The 18,370-nt window shown below is 70.6% G+C and carries 14 protein-coding genes; 6 read left to right on the forward strand and 8 right to left on the reverse strand.

From position 1 onward, the window contains the following. The first annotated feature begins 186 nt into the window (after positions 1-186). The 3 genes from LCH29_RS20400 (at position 187) to LCH29_RS20410 (ending at position 6,575) form a co-directional block, all read left to right on the forward strand. A complete protein-coding gene (locus LCH29_RS20400; protein WP_446463176.1) occupies positions 187-1,014 on the forward strand; it encodes a DUF6042 family protein in 828 nt (275 codons plus the stop codon). Positions 1,015-1,110: 96 nt separating this feature from the next. Then, on the forward strand, positions 1,111-5,343 hold the full coding sequence (locus tag LCH29_RS20405) for an SNF2-related protein (protein ID WP_446463177.1): 4,233 nt from the start codon (positions 1,111-1,113) through the stop codon (positions 5,341-5,343). Continuing rightward, positions 5,343-6,575, forward strand: a complete 1,233-nt coding sequence (locus tag LCH29_RS20410) for a hypothetical protein (protein WP_446463178.1) — start codon at positions 5,343-5,345, stop codon at positions 6,573-6,575. The genes LCH29_RS20405 and LCH29_RS20410 overlap by 1 nt, the downstream gene beginning before the upstream one ends. Positions 6,576-6,675: 100 nt before the next feature. Here the strand turns inward: LCH29_RS20410 and LCH29_RS20415 are convergent, their stop codons facing one another. After that, on the reverse strand, positions 6,676-8,019 hold the full coding sequence (locus tag LCH29_RS20415) for a hypothetical protein (RefSeq protein ID WP_446463179.1): 1,344 nt from the start codon (positions 8,017-8,019) through the stop codon (positions 6,676-6,678). Positions 8,020-8,214: 195 nt separating this feature from the next. Here LCH29_RS20415 and LCH29_RS20420 point away from each other — a divergent pair, with 195 nt between their 5' ends. The 3 genes from LCH29_RS20420 to LCH29_RS20430 all read left to right on the forward strand — a co-directional run bounded on the left by LCH29_RS20420 (position 8,215) and on the right by LCH29_RS20430 (position 11,176). Continuing rightward, the gene (locus tag LCH29_RS20420) at positions 8,215-8,619 is read left to right on the forward strand and encodes a hypothetical protein (RefSeq protein WP_446463180.1); all 405 of its coding nucleotides are present in this window, start codon (positions 8,215-8,217) and stop codon (positions 8,617-8,619) included. After that, on the forward strand, positions 8,616-9,656 hold the full coding sequence (locus tag LCH29_RS20425; protein ID WP_446463181.1) for an NUDIX hydrolase: 1,041 nt from the start codon (positions 8,616-8,618) through the stop codon (positions 9,654-9,656). Before LCH29_RS20420 ends, LCH29_RS20425 begins: the two co-directional genes overlap by 4 nt. A 506-nt stretch (positions 9,657-10,162) precedes the next feature. After that, on the forward strand, positions 10,163-11,176 hold the full coding sequence (locus LCH29_RS20430; protein WP_446463182.1) for a transcriptional regulator: 1,014 nt from the start codon (positions 10,163-10,165) through the stop codon (positions 11,174-11,176). Between the two features lie 273 nt (positions 11,177-11,449). Here the strand turns inward: LCH29_RS20430 and LCH29_RS20435 are convergent, their stop codons facing one another. From LCH29_RS20435 to LCH29_RS20465, 7 genes are all read right to left on the reverse strand, one after another. Further along, on the reverse strand, positions 11,450-12,085 hold the full coding sequence (locus LCH29_RS20435; RefSeq protein WP_446463183.1) for an NUDIX domain-containing protein: 636 nt from the start codon (positions 12,083-12,085) through the stop codon (positions 11,450-11,452). Between the two features lie 81 nt (positions 12,086-12,166). Then, a complete protein-coding gene (locus tag LCH29_RS20440; RefSeq protein WP_446463184.1) occupies positions 12,167-13,210 on the reverse strand; it encodes a serine hydrolase domain-containing protein in 1,044 nt (347 codons plus the stop codon). Between the two features lie 172 nt (positions 13,211-13,382). Beyond that, complete coding sequence (locus tag LCH29_RS20445) at positions 13,383-14,501, reverse strand: glycosyltransferase family 4 protein (protein WP_446463185.1); 1,119 nt, start codon at positions 14,499-14,501, stop codon at positions 13,383-13,385. Next, positions 14,498-15,034, reverse strand: a complete 537-nt coding sequence (locus tag LCH29_RS20450; protein ID WP_446463186.1) for a dCTP deaminase — start codon at positions 15,032-15,034, stop codon at positions 14,498-14,500. Before LCH29_RS20450 ends, LCH29_RS20445 begins: the two co-directional genes overlap by 4 nt. Then, the gene (gene dcd / locus LCH29_RS20455) at positions 15,031-15,573 is read right to left on the reverse strand and encodes a dCTP deaminase (RefSeq protein WP_446463187.1); all 543 of its coding nucleotides are present in this window, start codon (positions 15,571-15,573) and stop codon (positions 15,031-15,033) included. The genes LCH29_RS20450 and dcd overlap by 4 nt, the downstream gene beginning before the upstream one ends. After that, a complete protein-coding gene (locus LCH29_RS20460) occupies positions 15,570-16,790 on the reverse strand; it encodes a bifunctional metallophosphatase/5'-nucleotidase (protein WP_446463188.1) in 1,221 nt (406 codons plus the stop codon). Before LCH29_RS20460 ends, dcd begins: the two co-directional genes overlap by 4 nt. Further along, positions 16,787-18,106 (reverse strand): UDP-N-acetylglucosamine 1-carboxyvinyltransferase, encoded by a 1,320-nt coding sequence (locus tag LCH29_RS20465; RefSeq protein ID WP_446463189.1) that lies wholly within the window; start codon positions 18,104-18,106, stop codon positions 16,787-16,789. The genes LCH29_RS20460 and LCH29_RS20465 overlap by 4 nt, the downstream gene beginning before the upstream one ends. Positions 18,107-18,370: the final 264 nt, after the last annotated feature.

The raw sequence follows: 18,370 nt of genomic DNA on the forward strand, positions 1-18,370 counted from the left end.
ACAGGCGAGCGTCGTGGAATCCAGCCCCGCTGGTGCGGCCTGTCCAGGGTCGCTGCTCGGCTGCGGGTGATCTCCGCGACGGTACGGGGAGGCGCGCTGCGCGCCACACCAATTTCCAGGCATTCCGGATGCAATGTGGGCGTAAGCGGTAGCGTCCACACACACAAGCGAGGGGAGAATCGTCCGATGCAGAGCGAACCGTTGACCGACTGGTCACCGCAGAACCGCGAACTCCATGCCCACCAGGCAACGGTGGGCGGCTGGACACGTATGCGTCCGCATCTGATGTTTCTGCTGCTGATCGGACTCGTCGCAGGTGACGCGCCGGGAACTCGCGAAGACATCGCCCCGTTCGGACGCCGCTCGATCGATCCGCAGGACAGTCTGGAGCAGTCCTGCTGGGAGGACGACTCCCTCCTGGACGACGCCGAACTGGACGCGCTGCCGGAACACAAGGCCACCGCGGTCCGGTACGCGGCCCACTACGGCCTGCCGCCGCTGCAGACCGTCAACGACGTCATCAACCTGCTGGTCGCCGCTGGCGTGGTGCACGAGATCCCCGACTCCACGGGCGTGCCGCGGCTGCATCCCGCCCAGCCGCTCCCCGTACCGGCCGATGTCTTCCCGCTGGACGAGGACGAACGCGCCATCCAGCGCGACCTGCAACTGCGGGCCACCTACGAAGACGCCTCCTACCGGATCATGAACCTGTTCGACCCCGAGGGCGAGCGGCACGAGGAGATCACCACCAGCCTCGAACGCCTGGCACGCGCCATTGACGGCAACCCGCACGACGCCCGCCAGGCCGTGCAGCTGCTGTTGAGCGACGGCGACTTCACTTCCAGCCTGGACCCCACCGACCTGCCCCCGCACAAGGTCTTCCAGCTCCGCTGCGACTGGGCCGCCTTCGACACCGGCCGGATCACCCTCCACGGCATGGACGAGGATGGACGCATCCTCGCCACCCTGCCCGAGGACGCCGACAGCGTGGCAGAGCCACTGCCGGCGGTATAAGAGGTAGGCGAGACCGTCCATACGCTGGAAGTCGCCGCACCGCGGAACAGCAGGGCGAGCGGCAGACGGCGCGTATCGGTGAAAGCAGGAGGGGCGTTGGAGCTCGGGAGCAGCACTGCCCTCGGCGGCCCGGCAACGAGTTCGCAGGTCGCGCACCTTGACGCGGCCGAGTGGCACGAGGCGCTGAAGGAAGCCGTCGGAGCCGAGACCTATGCCGAGGAACTCGCCGAGGACGCGGTGAACCGGGCCCGGATGGGCCGGTTGTCCCTGCGGGATCTGCGGCTGCTGCTCATCGTCACCGGAGACCATCCGGGCTGGCTGCCCGCCCGGCAGGCCGCCCTTCACGTCCTGGCCGAGCAGCCGGACCAGGTGCGGAAGATCCTGCTGATGCAGACCCAGGTCGAGGTGTGGCCGCCTCCCGCCCACGAGGAACAGACGTGCCGGGCCCCGCAGGGCGGGATGCTGCATGAGGTGACCGCCCGGATCGGTCCGTCAGGCCAACAGGTCGCCGGACCGGTCCGACGCGCGATGACCCTCAAGGTGGCCCGCCAGCAGGCCGAGTTCGCCCTGCTGGCGCAAGTGGCCGGTGTCGCCGAGACGCCCGCGGGTGTGGTGCCGGCGGCCCGGGCGGAACGGCTGGCGCTGCCCGGGGTGAGCAGCGAGGTGTTCGAGGCTCGGCTGATGGCCCGCATCGCGGCGGGCGGCGGGCCGGGGGAGGGGCTGGAGGAGGAGATCCTGCGGCGGGCCGGTGCGGGGCGGCTGCGCCACCGTGACATGCAGCGCCTGCTGTTCGACGTCGACGGGCCCGCGTGGCAGCGGGTCCGGGAGGTCGCGCTGGAGCGGGCCGCGCTCATGCCGCCGACGGCCGCGACGCTGCTGCACTGGCGGGCCGAGCAGATCGGCGATGGCGCCTGCCTGTCGTATGAGGAGGTGCCCGCGGCGGGGGAGGACCCGCACACGGCGACAGCCCGGCTGGAGATCGGCGAACCGGTGGTCGGGCAGCCGCGCAGCGCCATGTCGCGGAAGACCGCGCGGCACTACGCCGCGGTCAGTCTGCTGGCGTCGGTGTGCGGGCTGACCGAGCCGCGCGTCACGGTTCCGGACAAGGCGCCCGAGGCTGTGCGGATCGCGATGCCGCCGTCCGGAGTGGATCCGCTGAAGTATCTGAACAAGTACACCCAGCTTGAGTTGATCAGCAAACCGTCCGCGACGATCCAGAACCACGGCAAGGGGATCACCTGCTCGTATACGTGCCGGCACCGCGCCAGCGGGCAGGAAGTGCGGACGTCGGCGACCGGCCCCTCGGTGCAGGAGGCCCGCCGTGCCGCGGCCACGTTGCTGCTGCGGAAACTCCACACCCTCGACACCAGCCCGACCGGCCCGGCAACGGGCTCTCCCCGTCCCCCAGCTCCGGCGCCACCCTCATCTCCCGGGCCCGCGGCCGCGCCACACCACCCCCCACCCGTGCCCTCGGCTCCGGCGGACCGGCCGCTGGTGGACGTGGCCGTCGAGGCGCTCACACCGTCCTGCGCGATGGCCTTTGTGCCCGCGCGCGGCGAACGCCCGGCCGCGATGCTGATCTACCGCGTCGACGGCGGCTCGCTGCTCGGCCCGCAGCCCTCCCCGCTGGCCACGGTGCGCGAAGAACTGGTGCTGGACACCCCCACGGGTCCGCGGGCGACCCAGGCGGAGGGGTGGCTGCTGCCCCTGGGCGAGGCCGTCCCCGTCCTGATGACCGCGGCCCGCGAGCGCACTCCGCACCTCTCGGTCCAGGCCTGGGAGCACGCCGCGCGGATCGCTCTGCAACTGGTCGCATCCCGTCTGGTCTACCCGGCGCTCACCGAGGACCACCGCGCCGTCTGGCGTACGGGGCCGCTGCCCGACCCGGCACGGGAGGCCATGGAACAGCTGTCCGCGGCGATGCCCGGGCACGCGCACAACGTGGTGCACCACGGCCGCATGAAATCGGCGCAGGAGACCATCGAGGAGTTCTGCGATGCGCTGGCCGATGCCCTGGTGCGCACCCCCGCCGCCGCGGTCTTCGGCCCCGCCCCCTACACCCACCGCCACGCCGAGCTGCTGACCGCCCACCAGGTGCGGGCGCTGCGGCCTTGGCTGGACAGCATCGAAGACCGCGTCGACGGCGGCCCGCCGCCCGGACTGATCCTGGACATCGCCGCCCCCACCGAGGACCAGGCCCGCGCCGGGCACCTCACCGCCCGCCTGCTCCTCGCCCCCGACGCCCGCGAGCAGTCTCCGCAGACCGCGACGGTGCCGGCCGCCGACGTCTGGTCCAGCACCGCACAGCTCCCCGGGCACGAGCGGCGCCATCTCCAGCCGCGGGTACGGCGCGCCCTGCGGCGGGCCGCCGGCGTCTACGCGGAACTCGCCCCGCTCGCCGCCCAGCCCGCCCCCACCGGCCTCACTCTGCTCTCCGCGGCCATCAACACGTTGCTGGACCGGGACACCGAGGAGGCCCTGGCCGCCCAGGGCGTCACGGTGCGCTGGCCGCAGCAGCTCCGCACCGCCCTCAGCAGCCGCACGGTGATCGGCACCCCCGCCACGGAACGCGAGACGGCGCCGCGGTTCAGCCTGCACGACCTGCTGGACTTCCGCTGGCAACTCGTCCTGGGCGACCAGGTGCTGAGCGAAGCCGAGATGGACGCGCTCGCCGAAGCCGCCCGGCCCCTGGTACGGATCCGGGGCCAATGGGTGCTGCTCGACGGACCCACCGCCTACCGCGCCGGACACCGCCAGCTGCCGCCGGTGTCCGGCAGCGACGCTCTGGGAGCCGCGCTGACCGGCACGATCACCGTCGACGGGACCGAGGTCGCCTGCGAGAGCGTCCACGCCCTGAACCATGTGATCACCACCCTGCGGGCCGGGACCACCGACCCGCAGGTCCCGGTCCCGCCAAGCCTGAACGCCCAGCTCCGCGGCTACCAGCGCCAGGCGCTGACGTGGCTGGCCCGCACCACCAGCATCGGGTTCGGAGCCTGCCTCGCCGACGACATGGGCCTGGGCAAGACCATCACCCTGATCGCTCTCCGCCTGCATCAGGGTGACACCGCCGGACCCACGTTGGTGGTCTGCCCGGCCTCCCTCCTGGGCAACTGGCAACGCGAGATCGAAACCTTCGCCCCCGGCACCCCGGTACGCCGCTACCACGGCGCCTCCCGCAGCCTGACCACCCTGGCCCCCGGGGAATTCGTGCTCACCACCTACGGCACCATGCGGCTCGACGCCGCTTCCCTGGCCGAGGCGGGACCGTGGGGCATCGTGGTCGCCGACGAAGCACAGCACGTCAAGAACCCGCACTCCCAGACCGCGCACGCCCTGCGCACCCTCCCCGCCGACACTCGCATCGCACTCACCGGCACCCCGGTCGAAAACAGCGTCACCGACCTGTGGGCGCTGCTGGACTGGACCACCCCCGGCCTGCTCGGTGACCTGAAGACCTTCCGCTCCCGCTACGCCCCCACCGCGGACGACAGCCGACACCCAGCTGCCGCTGAACACCTCGCCCGGCTCGTGCGCCCGTTCCTGCTGCGCCGCCGCAAGTCCGACCCCGGCATCGCTCCGGAACTGCCGCGCAAGACCGAAACCGACCGGCCCGTCGCGCTCACCCCCGAGCAGGCAGCACTGTACGAGGCGGTGGTCCGCGAGGCGATGGCGCAGATCCGCTCCAGCCGCGGCATCGCCCGGCGCGGCCTGGTCGTCAAGCTCCTCACCGCCCTCAAGCAGATCTGCAATCACCCCGCCCACTACCTCAAGGAGCCCGGCGAACCGCGCACCGCCGGCCGCTCCGGCAAGCTGGAACTGCTCGACGAACTCACCTCCGCCATCACCGCCGAAGGCGACGCCGCCCTGGTCTTCACCCAGTATGTGGAGATGGCCCACCTGCTCTCCCGGCACCTCGCGGCACGCGGCATCCTCAGCCAGACCCTGCACGGAGGCACTCCCGTCTCCCGGCGGCAGAAAATGGTCGACCGCTTCCAGGCGGGCGAAGTACCGGTGTTCCTGCTGTCGCTGAAAGCGGCCGGAACCGGCCTGAACCTCACCCGGGCGGGCCACGTCGTGCACTACGACCGCTGGTGGAACCCGGCCGTCGAGGCCCAGGCCACCGACCGCGCCTACCGCATCGGCCAGACCCGTCCCGTGCAGGTCCACCGGCTCATCTCCGAAGGCACCATCGAGGACCGCATCGCCCACCTGCTCAAGGCGAAAGCGGAACTGGCCGACGCCGTACTGGGCACCGGCGAGGCAGCCCTGACCGAGCTGACCGACACCGAACTCGCCGACCTCGTGAGCCTGAAAGCCGTCCTGTGATGACCACCACCCACCAGCACACCACCGCCGGATGGGCCCGCGCCTTCACCGCGGTATTCGAAGCAGCCGCCAACCAGCCCCACACCCTCACCCACGGCCACAGCCTCCTCAACTCGGCCGGCGCACTGAACGTCAACCAGGGCTTCGCCACCACCAAGTTCACCCTCCCCGACCGCACCGTCCTCCGGCCGCGCCTCCAGGTCACCGAGCTCACCCCCGCCCAGTGGGACCGCGCCTACACCGCCATCGCCCACGACCCCGACCTCGTCCCCGCCGTCTCCCGCGCCAACATCACCGACCTCCTGGCCGACCCCCGGCGCACCGCCGGAATCCCCCTCGTCCCCACCGCGGACGACATCAGCTTCACCTGCCCCTGCCGCACCGGTCCCGGCGTCTGCCCCCACACCGCGGCCGTCGGACACCTGCTCGCCCAGCGCATCCGCACCGCCCCCGCCGCACTGCTGACCCTGCGCGGCCGCGCACACCACCACCTGAAGAAATTCCTGCGATCCACCCCGCAGCCCGGCCCCGCGCCGCAACCAGCCGGTCTTCGGACCACCCCACCCTCTTCAGTGCCCCCTCGGCCCAGCCCCGCCCCGTTCATCCCGGTCCAGCCGCTTTTCCCCGGCGGCACGCTGCCTCCGATCCCCGCCATCGCCAGCAATGTCGCCCAGGCCGGGTTCAACGCCGCGACGGAGCCGCCCTCACCCGCCCCGACCCTCACGACGCTGAACACGCTCGTCACTGACGCAGCCCACCGCGCCGCCGCCTACCTGAACGGAGAGCAGCCCGCCCTGTGCCCCGATCCGGAAAGCGATCTCGCCCGCCTCGTCGCGACCGAGCACGGCCAACCCCATCTCGAGCACGCCGCGGCCCACCTCAACCTCCCCCTTCTCGGGATGCGCCAGCTGGTCGCCGCTTTCGACTACGGCGGCCCGGCCGGAGCCCTGACGTACCTGCACCCCCAGCCGGCAGACCCAGAGCACCTCGCCCAAGCCGAAGCAGCCATTCAGCCCTTCCGGCCAGCCCCGCTCGCTCCCCTGGAGCGCGAGCACAACCAGATCACCGACACCGCCGCCCGCGTCCAGATCCGACGCGGCCCCGACAACCGCTGGTATCCCTACATCACCCACTTCGGTTCCTGGCACCCCACCCCCGGCCCCGGCCCCGACCCGGCCACCGCCTACAAGGCCGCCCGCGCCGCACAACGCCAACGCCTCGGACATAAATGAACCACGAGGACATGACGCGCACTCGGTTTCCCCGTCTTGGCTGTTGTCCTGTGCCAAGATGGCCCGCCCTCTGCGGTGCGGGCCAGTGGCGTCGTTCAGATCAGGCTGCTTTGTGAGCGGCGACGTGCCGGGCACGTTCCTCCAAATCGCTGACTCCGGCGACGCCGCGGTAGGCGGGGAGCGCCTTGAGCATGGTCTTCAGGTGCTCGTCGCCCCGGGCGGAGGAGAGTGTCACGTGCTCATCGAGGAAGGTGTTCCAGGTCTGGCAGGCGGCCTCGATGTGCCGCATACGGAACTGTCGTTCGGCGATGACACCGAGGCAGTGCAGGCCGCCTTGCCGCTCCAGGGGGTCCCGGGCCTGGTTCGAACGACGCAGAGAGGTGATGGAGCCAGCCTGGTCGCCCAAGTGCCAGCGTACGTGCGCTTCGTGGAAGAAGTAGGCGGCCTGGTCGTAGCCGCCGACGGCGTCCCTCCGGTCGTCGGCACGTGAGAGCGCGGTCTCCGTTTCACGCAACCGGGTCAGCGCGGTGTGCCGGTGGGTGCCGGTCATCGCGGCGGCAGCGGCCTGTTGACCGCGCAGGAACGCGACCAGACGGGGGCCGGCGGCGGGCGCGGCCTCAGCCGCCGCGTCGGCCAGTTCGAGAGCCTTCGGGCCGTGCCCCAAGTGGGACGCTTGCAGGCTCATGCCGCGCAGGGTGCGACAGTAGGTGACGTGGTCCTCGGCGGCGCCGGCGAGTTCGAGCGCGCGCAGGTAGTACTTCTGGCCGGTGGCCTGCTGGTTTTCGTACATGGCCATCCAGCCCGTGAGGTACACGAAGTCTGCGACGGCGGCCCGCATGTCGCGGGTGACCTGGTCCGTTCCGCTCGCCCGCAGGTAGGGGCCGGCGGTGTTGACCAGGAAGGCAGCGGCCATCGGGCGGGCGTGCCCGGCTCCGACCTGGTCCAGGATGTCGGCGACCTTGTCGGTCATGGTGCGGACGGTTTCGACGTCGGAGCGGCCGATGTGCACCGTCCGTCCCGCCGTCGCCGCGTCCATCCGGCCCGCCACGTCCTCGAACCGCGGTACGGCCAGAGCTGCGGCGTACATGCCGGTCTTCAGCACCCCCCGGCGCGAGGGATCCATGTCTGCTCGGCTCAGGTCAATCACTCCCGTCACGGCGTCGCGGTCTGCGGCCGGTCCCGCCTCAGTCGGCCAGCCGATTTCCCCGCACGTTACGGGCCGTTCCAGCAGCCGCGAGAGCGCCTCGGTGATGGCGGGCCGCGCCTCGGGCTTCGGGACGGATCCCGCGAGCCAGTGAGACACGCTCGTCTTGTCGTAGTGCAGCCCGAGCCCGAGCTCGCGGCCGGCGGCATTCACCCTGCGGGCGAGCTGCGCGTTTCCAATTCCTCCCGACTGCATCAAAGCCGATAGGGCTGTATTCGGTGTACGCGGTCGACGTGCCATCGATGACCCCCGAGTGCGTTCAACCAGTTCAACCGGACCTCCACTCTGCTCCCTTACCCGGCGTCGCGCAGGAGAGTTGAGTGATTACCGGCCGTTCGGTGATCGCACCCGTACGACCGTCAACTGCTCGGTCTGCCGAACCCTCCTATGGGTTCGGCAGACCGAGCGCCCAGGACGACGAAAAGGCCCACCACAATGACCAGGACGCCTGATACCCCGGAGACCACCGCAGTCGCTGCTCCTGCCACCGCCGCCGTGCTGTACGTGTGCGCTGACCGAAGCACGCTCACCCCCACGCTCGCAGCCGACCGCGCCGAGGCCGAAGGGCACGATTTCGCCGAGGTGCGCGGACTGACGATCACAGAAGTGATCACAGATCCGTACGGCGAACCGGACCCTTGTCACCGCAAGGGGTGGATGCGGGTGCGGGAGCTGGCGGAGTCCGGCGCGGTCGCCGTCGTGATCGTGCGGTGGCCCGCGTGCATCGCCCCCGAGCCCGCACACGAACTCAGGTACCGCGAGATCACCTGGCTACAAGGCCGCGGCGTGCAGGTGCGGTACTCCTGGGAACCGCTGGCGGGCGGCGGTGAGGTCAAGTGAGCACCGCGCGCAGCCTGATGCACCACGATCACCCCTGGATCGGGCGAGACGTCGAAGACACGGCAAGCGGTCGTCGGGGAATTCTGCGCGCCATCGCCCCGGACATCGACCAGCCGCGTCCCGTGGCATGGTTGCTGCCGGCAGGCGGTGGGGTGGAGTGGACTACGGACCTGGGAGCGCTCGCCAACCCCATGTCCCTCACGCCAGACACCATGCCGAGCATTCGAACAGCCCGCGAGTGCGGGCCCGAAGTGGAGACCACGTTGACCACCAACCTGTCCGACCCCGCCGCCGTCGAACTCCTCGGTGCCCCGGACCTTCGTCTGGTGGAGACGGCGCCGCCGGAACTCACGGACGCCCAGAAGACTGCGATGAACGGCAAGTGGGAGGAGATGACCACGGCCAACCCGGCGCTTTTCGACGGGCCCGTGGCGGTGTGCACCGGAGTGGAGTGGACAGACCCGGGGACGATGGTCTTGTCATGGTGCCGCGCCACCTACCGGCTCCTGGCCCTCCGCCTGGACCCTGATCACGCTGTGCCGGCGCCCTCGCTGTTTGTTTCCGTCGCCCAGCCGACCAATGACGGTCACCTTTTGGTGGGGCGCATGGCGGCGTCGACCGTCAGTTCCGGGCGCTGGCAGCTGCCCGGCGGCACGATCGAGCCGCCCACGGACGGCAACGGGCTGGACGCGGACGCGCTGGCTGGGCATGCCGCCCGGGAGCTCGCCGAGGAGATCGGACTCGACGTTGCGCGCTGCGACCTGGAGCTGTGGACGGTGACGCGCGGGAACTGGGGCAACATCGGTATCCATTTCCGGGCGCCTGCCCGGCCGACCGACACGCTCAAGGACGCCTACGCGGCGCTCGCCTCCAGCGAGATCGAGCGGGGCCGCGTCCCCGAACTGGACAAGATCGACTTCATCCGGTCCGAGTCCGACGTCGCCGGGCTCGGCGGTCCTGCGGCCGACTTCCTGCCCGTGCTGGCCACCTTGTACTCCGGGGCACACGCAGCCGGTCGGCCCGGCTGCGGGCGGTAGCCGATGCCCACGAGCCAAGGTGCCGCCGAACACCCGCCCGCAGGGGCAAGCGAGGCGCTTCTCGTCCGGCTGGCCCAGGAACTGACCCAGGCAGAACGGACCGATGTTCCCGCCCCGCTGCTGTCTGGGCGCTACCCAGAACTGACCCTGGCGGACGCCTACCGCGTCCAGCAGATCGCCACGGCGACGTCCGGCTCACCCGCGGACAGCTGGCCGTCTGGTACGCGGGCGGCTACCGAACAGCAGCCGCATCACACCTCGCTGGCATCACCGCCAGATCCCAGGACACCCTGACCCGGCTGATCCGGACCACAATGGACGTGGAGCCGTGGCTGCCGGACCATATCTGACGCCGCGACCGTGCCCACGCCGGGGCAGCTGGTTACCGTAGATGAGCGACCAAATGGCCGGAGTGGCTCGCCGACGACCCCGCCCAGCGGCCCACGCTGCGGCCATGGACCCTGCGCGACGCCACCCAGTCACTCACCGATCTCGCAGGGGGCGCCGTGGAGGCCACACGCAGGGAACTCGTCCTCATCGCCGGAAGCACGCTCACTACCGCGCTGTTATCGTGGCTGACCGCCGACCCGGTAGCCGCCGACCAGATCGCCACCGGCCAGCGCATCGGAGAAGCAGCTGTCGCCAAGGTCGAAGAGCGTGCCCGGATGCTCAGGCACATGGACGACGAAGATGGCGGCGGGTCCCTCCTCGCTGAGACATCCAGCGCCCTGGCTCTGGTCAAAGGGATGATTCTCCACCGCTCCTCCAGCAGCGCGCACCGCACCCGTCTCTACGCCACCGCCAGCGACCTCGCACGGCAACGCGCCGCCGCTCTCTTCGACGTCAACGGCCAATGCGCGGACACAGCGTTCGAAACCGCCCTTCGCCTGGCCAAGGTCGCCGGAGACGACGCGCTCGGCGCCAATGCCCTCGCCTTCTGGTGCGTCTCCGCCTACAACACCGGTCGGCTGCGGGACGCCGTAGCGATGGCCGACACCGGACTCGCCGCCGTACGCGGCCGCACAACTCCCCGCGTCGAAGCCATGCTGACCTCTCGCCGCGGGCGCGCCCGCGCGCATCTGGGCGATGAGCGCTGCTGGTCCGATTTCGACCGGGCCGAAGGGCTTCTCGCCCAGGCGCCCGGCCACAAGGACCCCGACTGGGCGTACTGGTTCGACTCGGCCGAACTCCTCGGAGCCCGCGCCTCCAGCCACCGGGACCGGAACCAGCCCGGTCCCGCGGCTGACGCGTTCGCCCAGGCCCACGCTCTCTACGCCACCAGTCACCCATGCGTCCGTACACACGCCCTGTACCTGTCCAGGCAGGCAGACGCCCAGCTCGCACAGCAGCAGGTAGAACAGGCATGCGCAACAGCACACGATGCACTGGACCTGACCGAGACCATCAGCTCCCAACGGACCACCGGCCCGCTACTCGACCTGGCTGAACAGCTCGCCGCTTACACAGTGCCCGCAGCACAGGAATACCGCGACCGAGTCCGAACCGTGCTGGCAGCTTGACCCCACGAATGCCCCCAGAGGGGCGATGGCCCTGGCGGTGCAGCATCGGCTTCAGAGCGTCACCGCTGGGGCGGAGCACGTGCCGCATCAGCCTCCGACATCGGCTGCTCGGTAGTTCTCGTGCAGGTCAGGTGCTCGCTGTTCGGGCGGATCCGCCCGAACAGCGAGGGCGGCGGCCGCGGGTGAGGCGGCAGGGCATGAGGGCCGCCCAGCGAGCGGATACGCCCAGCGCCCGCAAAGTCGTCATGAGGCAGTACAGACGAGCTGCGCCGCTCACTCGGTCTCCCCGTCTTGGCTGTCGAAGTACGCGGCCACGCCAGTGCGGCGGGCCTCCGCCACGGTGATCAAGCGTGCGAAATCACGGGACGGCATCAGCTGTTTCCATTCCTGCAGAGGCAGGATGCGGACCTCGTTGTGCTCGTCCGCGTCCAAAGTGATGCTGTGGATCTGTGCGTCGGTGAGTCGGCCTCCTTCGAAGATCACCCCCATCGTGCTGTAGGGCCATTCCGTTCCAGGTAGCCCGAACACCGTCGCCAGGAGGCGCGGCGGTCCGGCCAGCGTGAAGCCGGTTTCCTCCTGGCATTCGCGGACCGCCGTCTGCCATGGTCGCTCGCCGTGCTCCATCGTGCCGCCCACCAGCTGCCACGGATGAGCGGAGGAGTAGACGGAGCGCAACTGGAGCGGATGGTCTTCCTCATTGGTGAAGTAGACGCATGCGAAGCCGGTGGCTTTCATCACCGTCTCGGCGTACTGCTCGGGCGGAACCCAGGAAGGGCCGCCCGCCCGCTCACTCCGTGCGCCCGGGCTGACGATGCCGTCGGCCTCGGCGGGTGTGGCCAGGCGCGCGTCCGGTGGCCCGGCCGATGCTGTCGTGCCGATCTCTGCGGCGGGCGAGAGGTCACGGTTCACGATGTGTCTCCTCGCTGTGAGCGGGGTGGGCAGAGCTGGCTGGTCCGTCGGTGCTCGGAGCCGGACCGCCCTGGGCTGCCGTTATACGAAGGCCAGTGCGCGGAAGTTGTTACGGATGTCGGTCAGTGGCTGCCGGTCGCGGGTGTAGTAGAGCTTGTTGGTCAGCAGGACGGCCCACCGGTTCTTGGAGGGGGAGATCCACATGCCGGTACCGGTGAAGCCGTAGTGGACCCACACATCTTCGTCGTGGGGGATGCCGGGTGCCGGGTGCCAGAACAGGCCGCGCTCGGGCTGGAGGTCGCCGGTGTGGATGCCCAGCGAGTAGTCGGTCCATTTGGGGCCGAATCCGGCCCCGGCTGAGGTGGTCGAGGCGTCGAGCATGTAGCGCAGGAAGACCGCGAGGTCGGAGACGGTGGTGAAGGCGCCGGCGATACCGCACACTCCGCCCAGCAGACGGGCGGAGAAGTCGTGGGCCGTGCCTTTGAGATGGGCGTTGGTGTCCTGGTCGAGTTCGGTCGGTGCGCACGTCGCGGCGACCGCGGGGGGCAGGGGGCCGAACCTGGTGGCGTTCATCCCCAGCGGGCGCCAGGTCTGCTCCGTGGCGAGCTGGTCCAGGCTCTTTCCGGAGAGGTGTTCGGCGAGATAGCCGAGGATGAGAGCGGCCCGGTCGGTGTATTCGACGGCTTCGCCGGGCGGCCGGTGAAGGGCTTCGTGCAGCACACCGGCCCGGATCGTGTGCGGGTCTGTGCCGTAGAGGTGCTTCAGCTGGGACCGCAGCGGCACGCCGGCGGTGTGGGTCAGGAGCTGGCGGGCGGTCACCGCGCCGAGCGGGTGGTCAACGACTTCGTTCCAGAAGGTGCCGAGCGGGGTGTCGAGGTCGAGGACACCGTCCTCCCACAGGGCGCCGATGGATGACCACACGGCGAGGATCTTGGTGAGGCTGGCGGCGTCGAAGGTGGTGTCGAGCCGCATCTTCACCTCCGGCTCATCCGGGTCTAAGACACCTGTCGTCCCGGAGGCGTGGATGCGGGCGGCGTCGCCGACGGCCCATACGGCGCCGGGGTAGACCTTCTCCCGGACACCCTCGTCCAGCAGAGCTTCGATGCGGTCGGTGCGGTACGTCATGGTCTCGTCCTGTTCGCCGTCGGTGTCCCGCTGGGCAGCCTAATGATGCTGACGGGCCGTCACGTGCAGTGGCGCGGTGTCCCCGGCAGCTGTGACCGCTGGAGACACCGCTTGAGCGGTGCTGGAGCCCGCTCTGTGTAACCAGACCCAGCCTCGTGACCAGAGGGCTTGGCTACAGCTGGCGTCCGAGGTCGGCCAGGGACTGGGCGGTCACTGAGAGGGGGTAGCGGGCGGCGTTCGCGCGCCCGGCCTGGCGCAGGGCGGGCAGCAAGCCGGGATCGGATCGCAGCCGCTCGATGTCGCGGGCGAGCACGGCGGGGCGGGCGAAGTCGGTTGCTGCTGCGGAGTCGGCCAGGGCCTCGTTGAGACCGGGAACCGGCTGGTAGAGCACGGGCAGACCGCAGGCTTGGGCTTCGAGGGCTACCAGGCCCATGGCCTCCAGGGTGGTCGAGGGCATCACCAGCACGTCGTGCTCGCCGAACACCTGCCACAGCTGGGGGCGGTGGAGCCAGCCGAGGTAGCGGGCCCGCGCTCCGGCCCGTCGTAGCAGCGGAGCGAGCGCTGCGAACTCGGTCCGGGGGGCGGCGATGCTCAGCTCAACGCTCGGAATGGCGGCCAGGGTCTCGACCAGGCGTTCGGCGCCTTTCTCGGCTGTCAGCCGTCCCGCATACAGCAGCCGCAGGTGGCTCATCGCCATGCGGGGCGTCCGGGGCGATGGGGCGGCCAGCAGGTGGTCGGGGATGCCCCACGGGATGTGAACGATCTTGCGGCGGTCCATCTGCGGGGAGAGCGTGAGCAGCCGGTCGGCCATGGCGTGCGTGGGCACCACGATGGCGTCGGCCGCGCGGGTGCTCTCGTGCAGGATCTGCAACTGGTCGAAATGGGCCTCGGCGAAGAGCAGGTCCGTGCCGTGGACCAGGGCGATCCGCGGGTGGTCGGGCAGGGCCTTCATCAGGGCCGGGGTGGCGCCGAAGGCGAGATGCTGCAGATGCAGGACCCCGATGCGGGCCGGGCCGAGGGCTGCGGTGAGGGCCTCGCGGAGGTCGGCGACGTACTGCCCGAAGGCGGGGCCTTCCAGGCACTTGCCCGCGACGGACAGCACCTCCAGCCCGGCGGGAAGGCGGGGGCGGGCGCCGCTGGGGGCGAGCATGAACGCCCGGGCCGGGATGAGCGGGCGGTCGCCGGTGTAGAGGTCGAGGAAGAGTTCGACGCTGCCGCCGGGACTGCCGGCAGGAAGGTCCAGGCAGGTCGCGGTCAGCGGCCCGGACGGCGCAGTGGCGAGGGGGCTCATCGGGGGCCTCCTGCGATCTCCTCGTACAGGCGGGAGATGTCGATGCCGTCCGTGGCCGCGTACTTCGCGGCCCGCTGCTGGTAGCTGTCGGCGGCGCCGAAGGCGGTGAGGAAGACCAGCTTGCCGAGGGTCATGCCCGGATAGATCCGCACCGGCTTGGCTGCGCGGATCTCCAGCGTCCAGCGGATCGCGTGCCCCTGATGGCCCAGCGGTGCGGAGACGTGCACCCAGATCCCCAGGCAGCCGGTGGTGCGATCACCATTGAGCAGCTGTGCGTACCGCTCCGATCCGGTCTTCTCCAGGGTGACGCCCAGGTAGAGCAGGCCGGGCACGAGGCTCAGGCCGTGGTCGGGAATCACCTGTTCGGTGAACGCGGTGGGGGCGGCGGCGTCCAGGCTGCCGTCACAGACGCGGATCGTGTCGCCCAGCCGCCAGTCGTAGGCGTTCGGCGAAAGGCGGGCCGGGTCGTACGGGTCGATGGTGATCTCGCCCGCGGCGACGGCGGCGGCGATCGCAGGCCCGGTGAGGATCACGAGGCCACCACCGCCTGGATCGGGGCGGCGTCGCGCCAGTAGCGGGAGGGCTGCGGGCCCTGGGCGGCCTGGTACTTGCCGCGGTAGAGGTCGACGCCGCCGCACGAGAGGAAGAACATGATCTGTCCGATCTTCATCCCCGCGTACACCCGCAGCGGGCGGATGGGGGAGAGCATGAGCGTCCACTGGCCCAGGAAGCCGATGTCGCCGATCGGGGCCGTGATCTCGACGAACAGGCCGAGCCGGCCGACCGAGGAGCGGCCGAAAAGCAGCGGCACGAAGGTGTCGGAGCCGACCGCTTCGAGGGTGTGGCCGAGGTAGAGCTCGCCGGGCTGCAGCACGTAGCCCTCCGGGCCGATCTCGACCGTGCGGGTGGGGTTGGGCTGGTGAGCGTCGATCACATCGGCGGTGTAGGTCAGCAGGGTCGAGCCGAGCCGGACGTTGTAGCTGTTGGGGTTGACCTGGTTGGACTCGAACGGGCTGATCGTTAATCGTCCGTCGCAAACGGCAGTGGTGATCTCGGGGCCGGTGAGAATCATCGGCGTTCCCTTTCAGGCTGCGCGATGGTGAGGGCGAGGCGGACGCATCCGCCGAGCGTGAGTCCGGTCTGGCGGGTGTGTCCTCTGAGGTAGGTGTCGGCGAGGTAGTCCGTGGTCAGCACGCTGACCAGATGTGCGGGCAGCGGGTGGGGCGCGGAGGTCACAGGGCCGGTCTGCTCGGCCAGATCGGCCATCAGTCGGGCCGGATCGCAGTCGTACGGTGCGCGGAGGTCGGCGCGGACGAGCTGGTTGTCGAACGGCTCGATGGCCATCAGGTCGGCCAGAGTGAGCACGTCACCCAGGACGGTGGTGCGCAGTGCCGTCTCGTTCAGGATGACGGCGGCCCCGAGTCCGGTGTGGAGGCGGGTGACGAGATCGGCCAGCAGACGGTGACGGTCCAGCTCGGCGTTGCGGTAGGGCCCGTTGACGGTGCCGAGCGGTTCGGCGAGCCGTTGGCCCAGAGCGGTGATCTGCTCGTCCAAGGCGACGAGGGCTCCCGGCAGGAGGCCGGCGATGGGGAAGGCGGCAGTGCGGGCGGCCCAGCCGACATCGGCCGGTTCGGCGACGGCGTATCCCGCGCCGAGCTCGCCGCCCTTGAGCACGAGGGTGTCACCGACCGGGACGGGGCCGTAGCTGTCACTGTGGCAGTGCCCGGCGAAGACGACGTCAAGGAACGGACAGGCCATGGCCAGGCCCAGATCCTCGGCGAAGCCGGAGTGCGACAGCACCATCCAGGAATCCACGTGATGATGGTGTTCCAGCATCAGCTCGCGCAGGGCCGAGGCCGGGCCGATGACACGGTGTCCGGCTCGCTGGTGGGCGGGGATGCTGTGAAACGCCTGCGGCCCCATGACCGCGGTGACGGCGACGCGGCGGCCGTGCACATCCACGATGCGCAGCCGGTCGAACAGCGGTGTGCCGCTGTCGGCGTCCACGGTGTTCGCGCACACCGTCATCTCGTACAGGCCGGACTCGAAGTAGTGGGGCCAGCCGTGGTTGCCCGGAGCGAGGACGTCGTAGAGCGTGGTGAGGATCTCCCGTTCGACGTGGCCGCCGCCGAGCCGGTAGTACCCGGTGCCTTCGAAGAAGTCCCCGCAGTCGGCCAGCAAGGACGTCTCCCGCAGCTGATGAAGGTGAGACAGCAGGCCATCGGCCCGGCCCAGAGCGGAGTGCACGTCGGTGGTGGCCACGACCTGGTGGAAGGTCCGTGTGCTCATCGCTGGCCCGCGGCGATGTCGGCTCCGAGCGCGCGGAGTTTGGCAGGCAGGGCGGCGTGCCCGCGCCGCAGCTGGTCCAGGCCGGTCACGGTGGTGGTGCCACGGGCGCTCAGGGCGGCGATCAGCAGAGCGGAGCCGGTGCGGATGTCGGTCGCCCGCACTGTGCCGCCGGTCAGCTGCTGCGGCCCCGTGAGGCGGCACTGGGTAGGGGTGATCTCCTCGATGTCGGCGCCGAGCGCGGCGAGTTGGGGGAGAAGGTTGTTGTGGCGCCCGGGGTTGATGGCGTCGGCGAACTGGTGGGTGCCGGGCAGAGTCAGCGCCAGAGCCATCAGGGGCGGTTCGAAGTCGGCGTCCAGGCCGTCGGGGGCCAGGGAGGCCAGGGCTCGAAGCGGCCGTCCGGTGGGCTTGACGGCGCGGTGCACGGTGAGGGCGTCGCGGTCGAGGGTGACGGGGACGCCGACCCCGGCCAGCAATTCGGTCAGCGCTTGGACATCCGGGCCGTGGATACCCTCGATCCGGCCCTCACCGCCGCTGGCCGCGATCGCGCAGGCCAGGGTGCCAGCCTCGATCTTGTCGCCTGGCACGACGAGGGATAAGGGGGCCGCGCCATCCGGGCCGCCGGACGGCGGCGCCAGGGTGATCTTCTCCTCGCTCGCGTGGGTCTGCCAGCCCGCCGCACGCACGGCGGCCAGTACCCCGGTGGTCTCCGGGGACAGGTTCGGGTTGCCCAGCTCCAGGCGGCTGCCCGCGACGACGGCCCGGAGAATCGCGGCGATGCTCGCGCCACGCGAGCGAAACGGCAGGGTCAGGGCGACCTTGTCGCGGCGGGAACCGGCCCGGACACGGTAGCCCCCCTCGCCGAGGGTGACGGTGTCACCGAACAGCCGGTACACCGTGAAGTGCAGGTCCATCCCGCGCTGGCCGATCTGGCAGCCGCCCGGCCAGGGGAGTTCGGCCCGCCCATACGCGGCCAGCAGCGGTGTCACCAGGTAGTAGGAGGCCCGGATGCGGGCGGCGTCCCCCAGGTAGCCCGCCGCGATGCCGCCGGCCTGCGGGTCGATGACCACGGCCCGGGGGGCGTCGACCGGATGGGCGACACGGTAGCCACTGCGCTGCAACAGGCCGAGCATGAGCTGGACGTCCGTACTGGCAGGGACAGCGGACAAGTGCACGCTGCGGCGTAGCGAAGCGGCGGCGGCCAGCAGTGGCAGGGCCGCATTCTTCGAGCCGTCCACCCGCACCGCGCCGCATAGCGGGCGACTCGGCCGGACAACGACGGCCTCGGCGCCCGACACGCTCAGGGGTGTGAGCGTCATCGAATACCTCCAGGGGTGTGCAAGAACGAGTCACTGGTCCAGGGATGGTCCGACTGCTTGGCAGCGGCCGGACCCGCGAACGGCACCGCCCCGGAGGAGCAACGGCGGCGCCCGCCGCACGCCTCTTCCGGCAAACCGGTAGCGATGTGATGCGGCTCCGGCCGCACCGCTCAGGCAGGCGGCTGGCCGGTGATGACGGCGAGCGGCTCGTAGGCGGTGCAATCGAGTAGGTCAATACGCATGTGTCTTCTCTTGGAACAAGAG

The sequence above is a fragment of the Streptomyces sp. BRA346 genome (assembly GCF_052851135.1).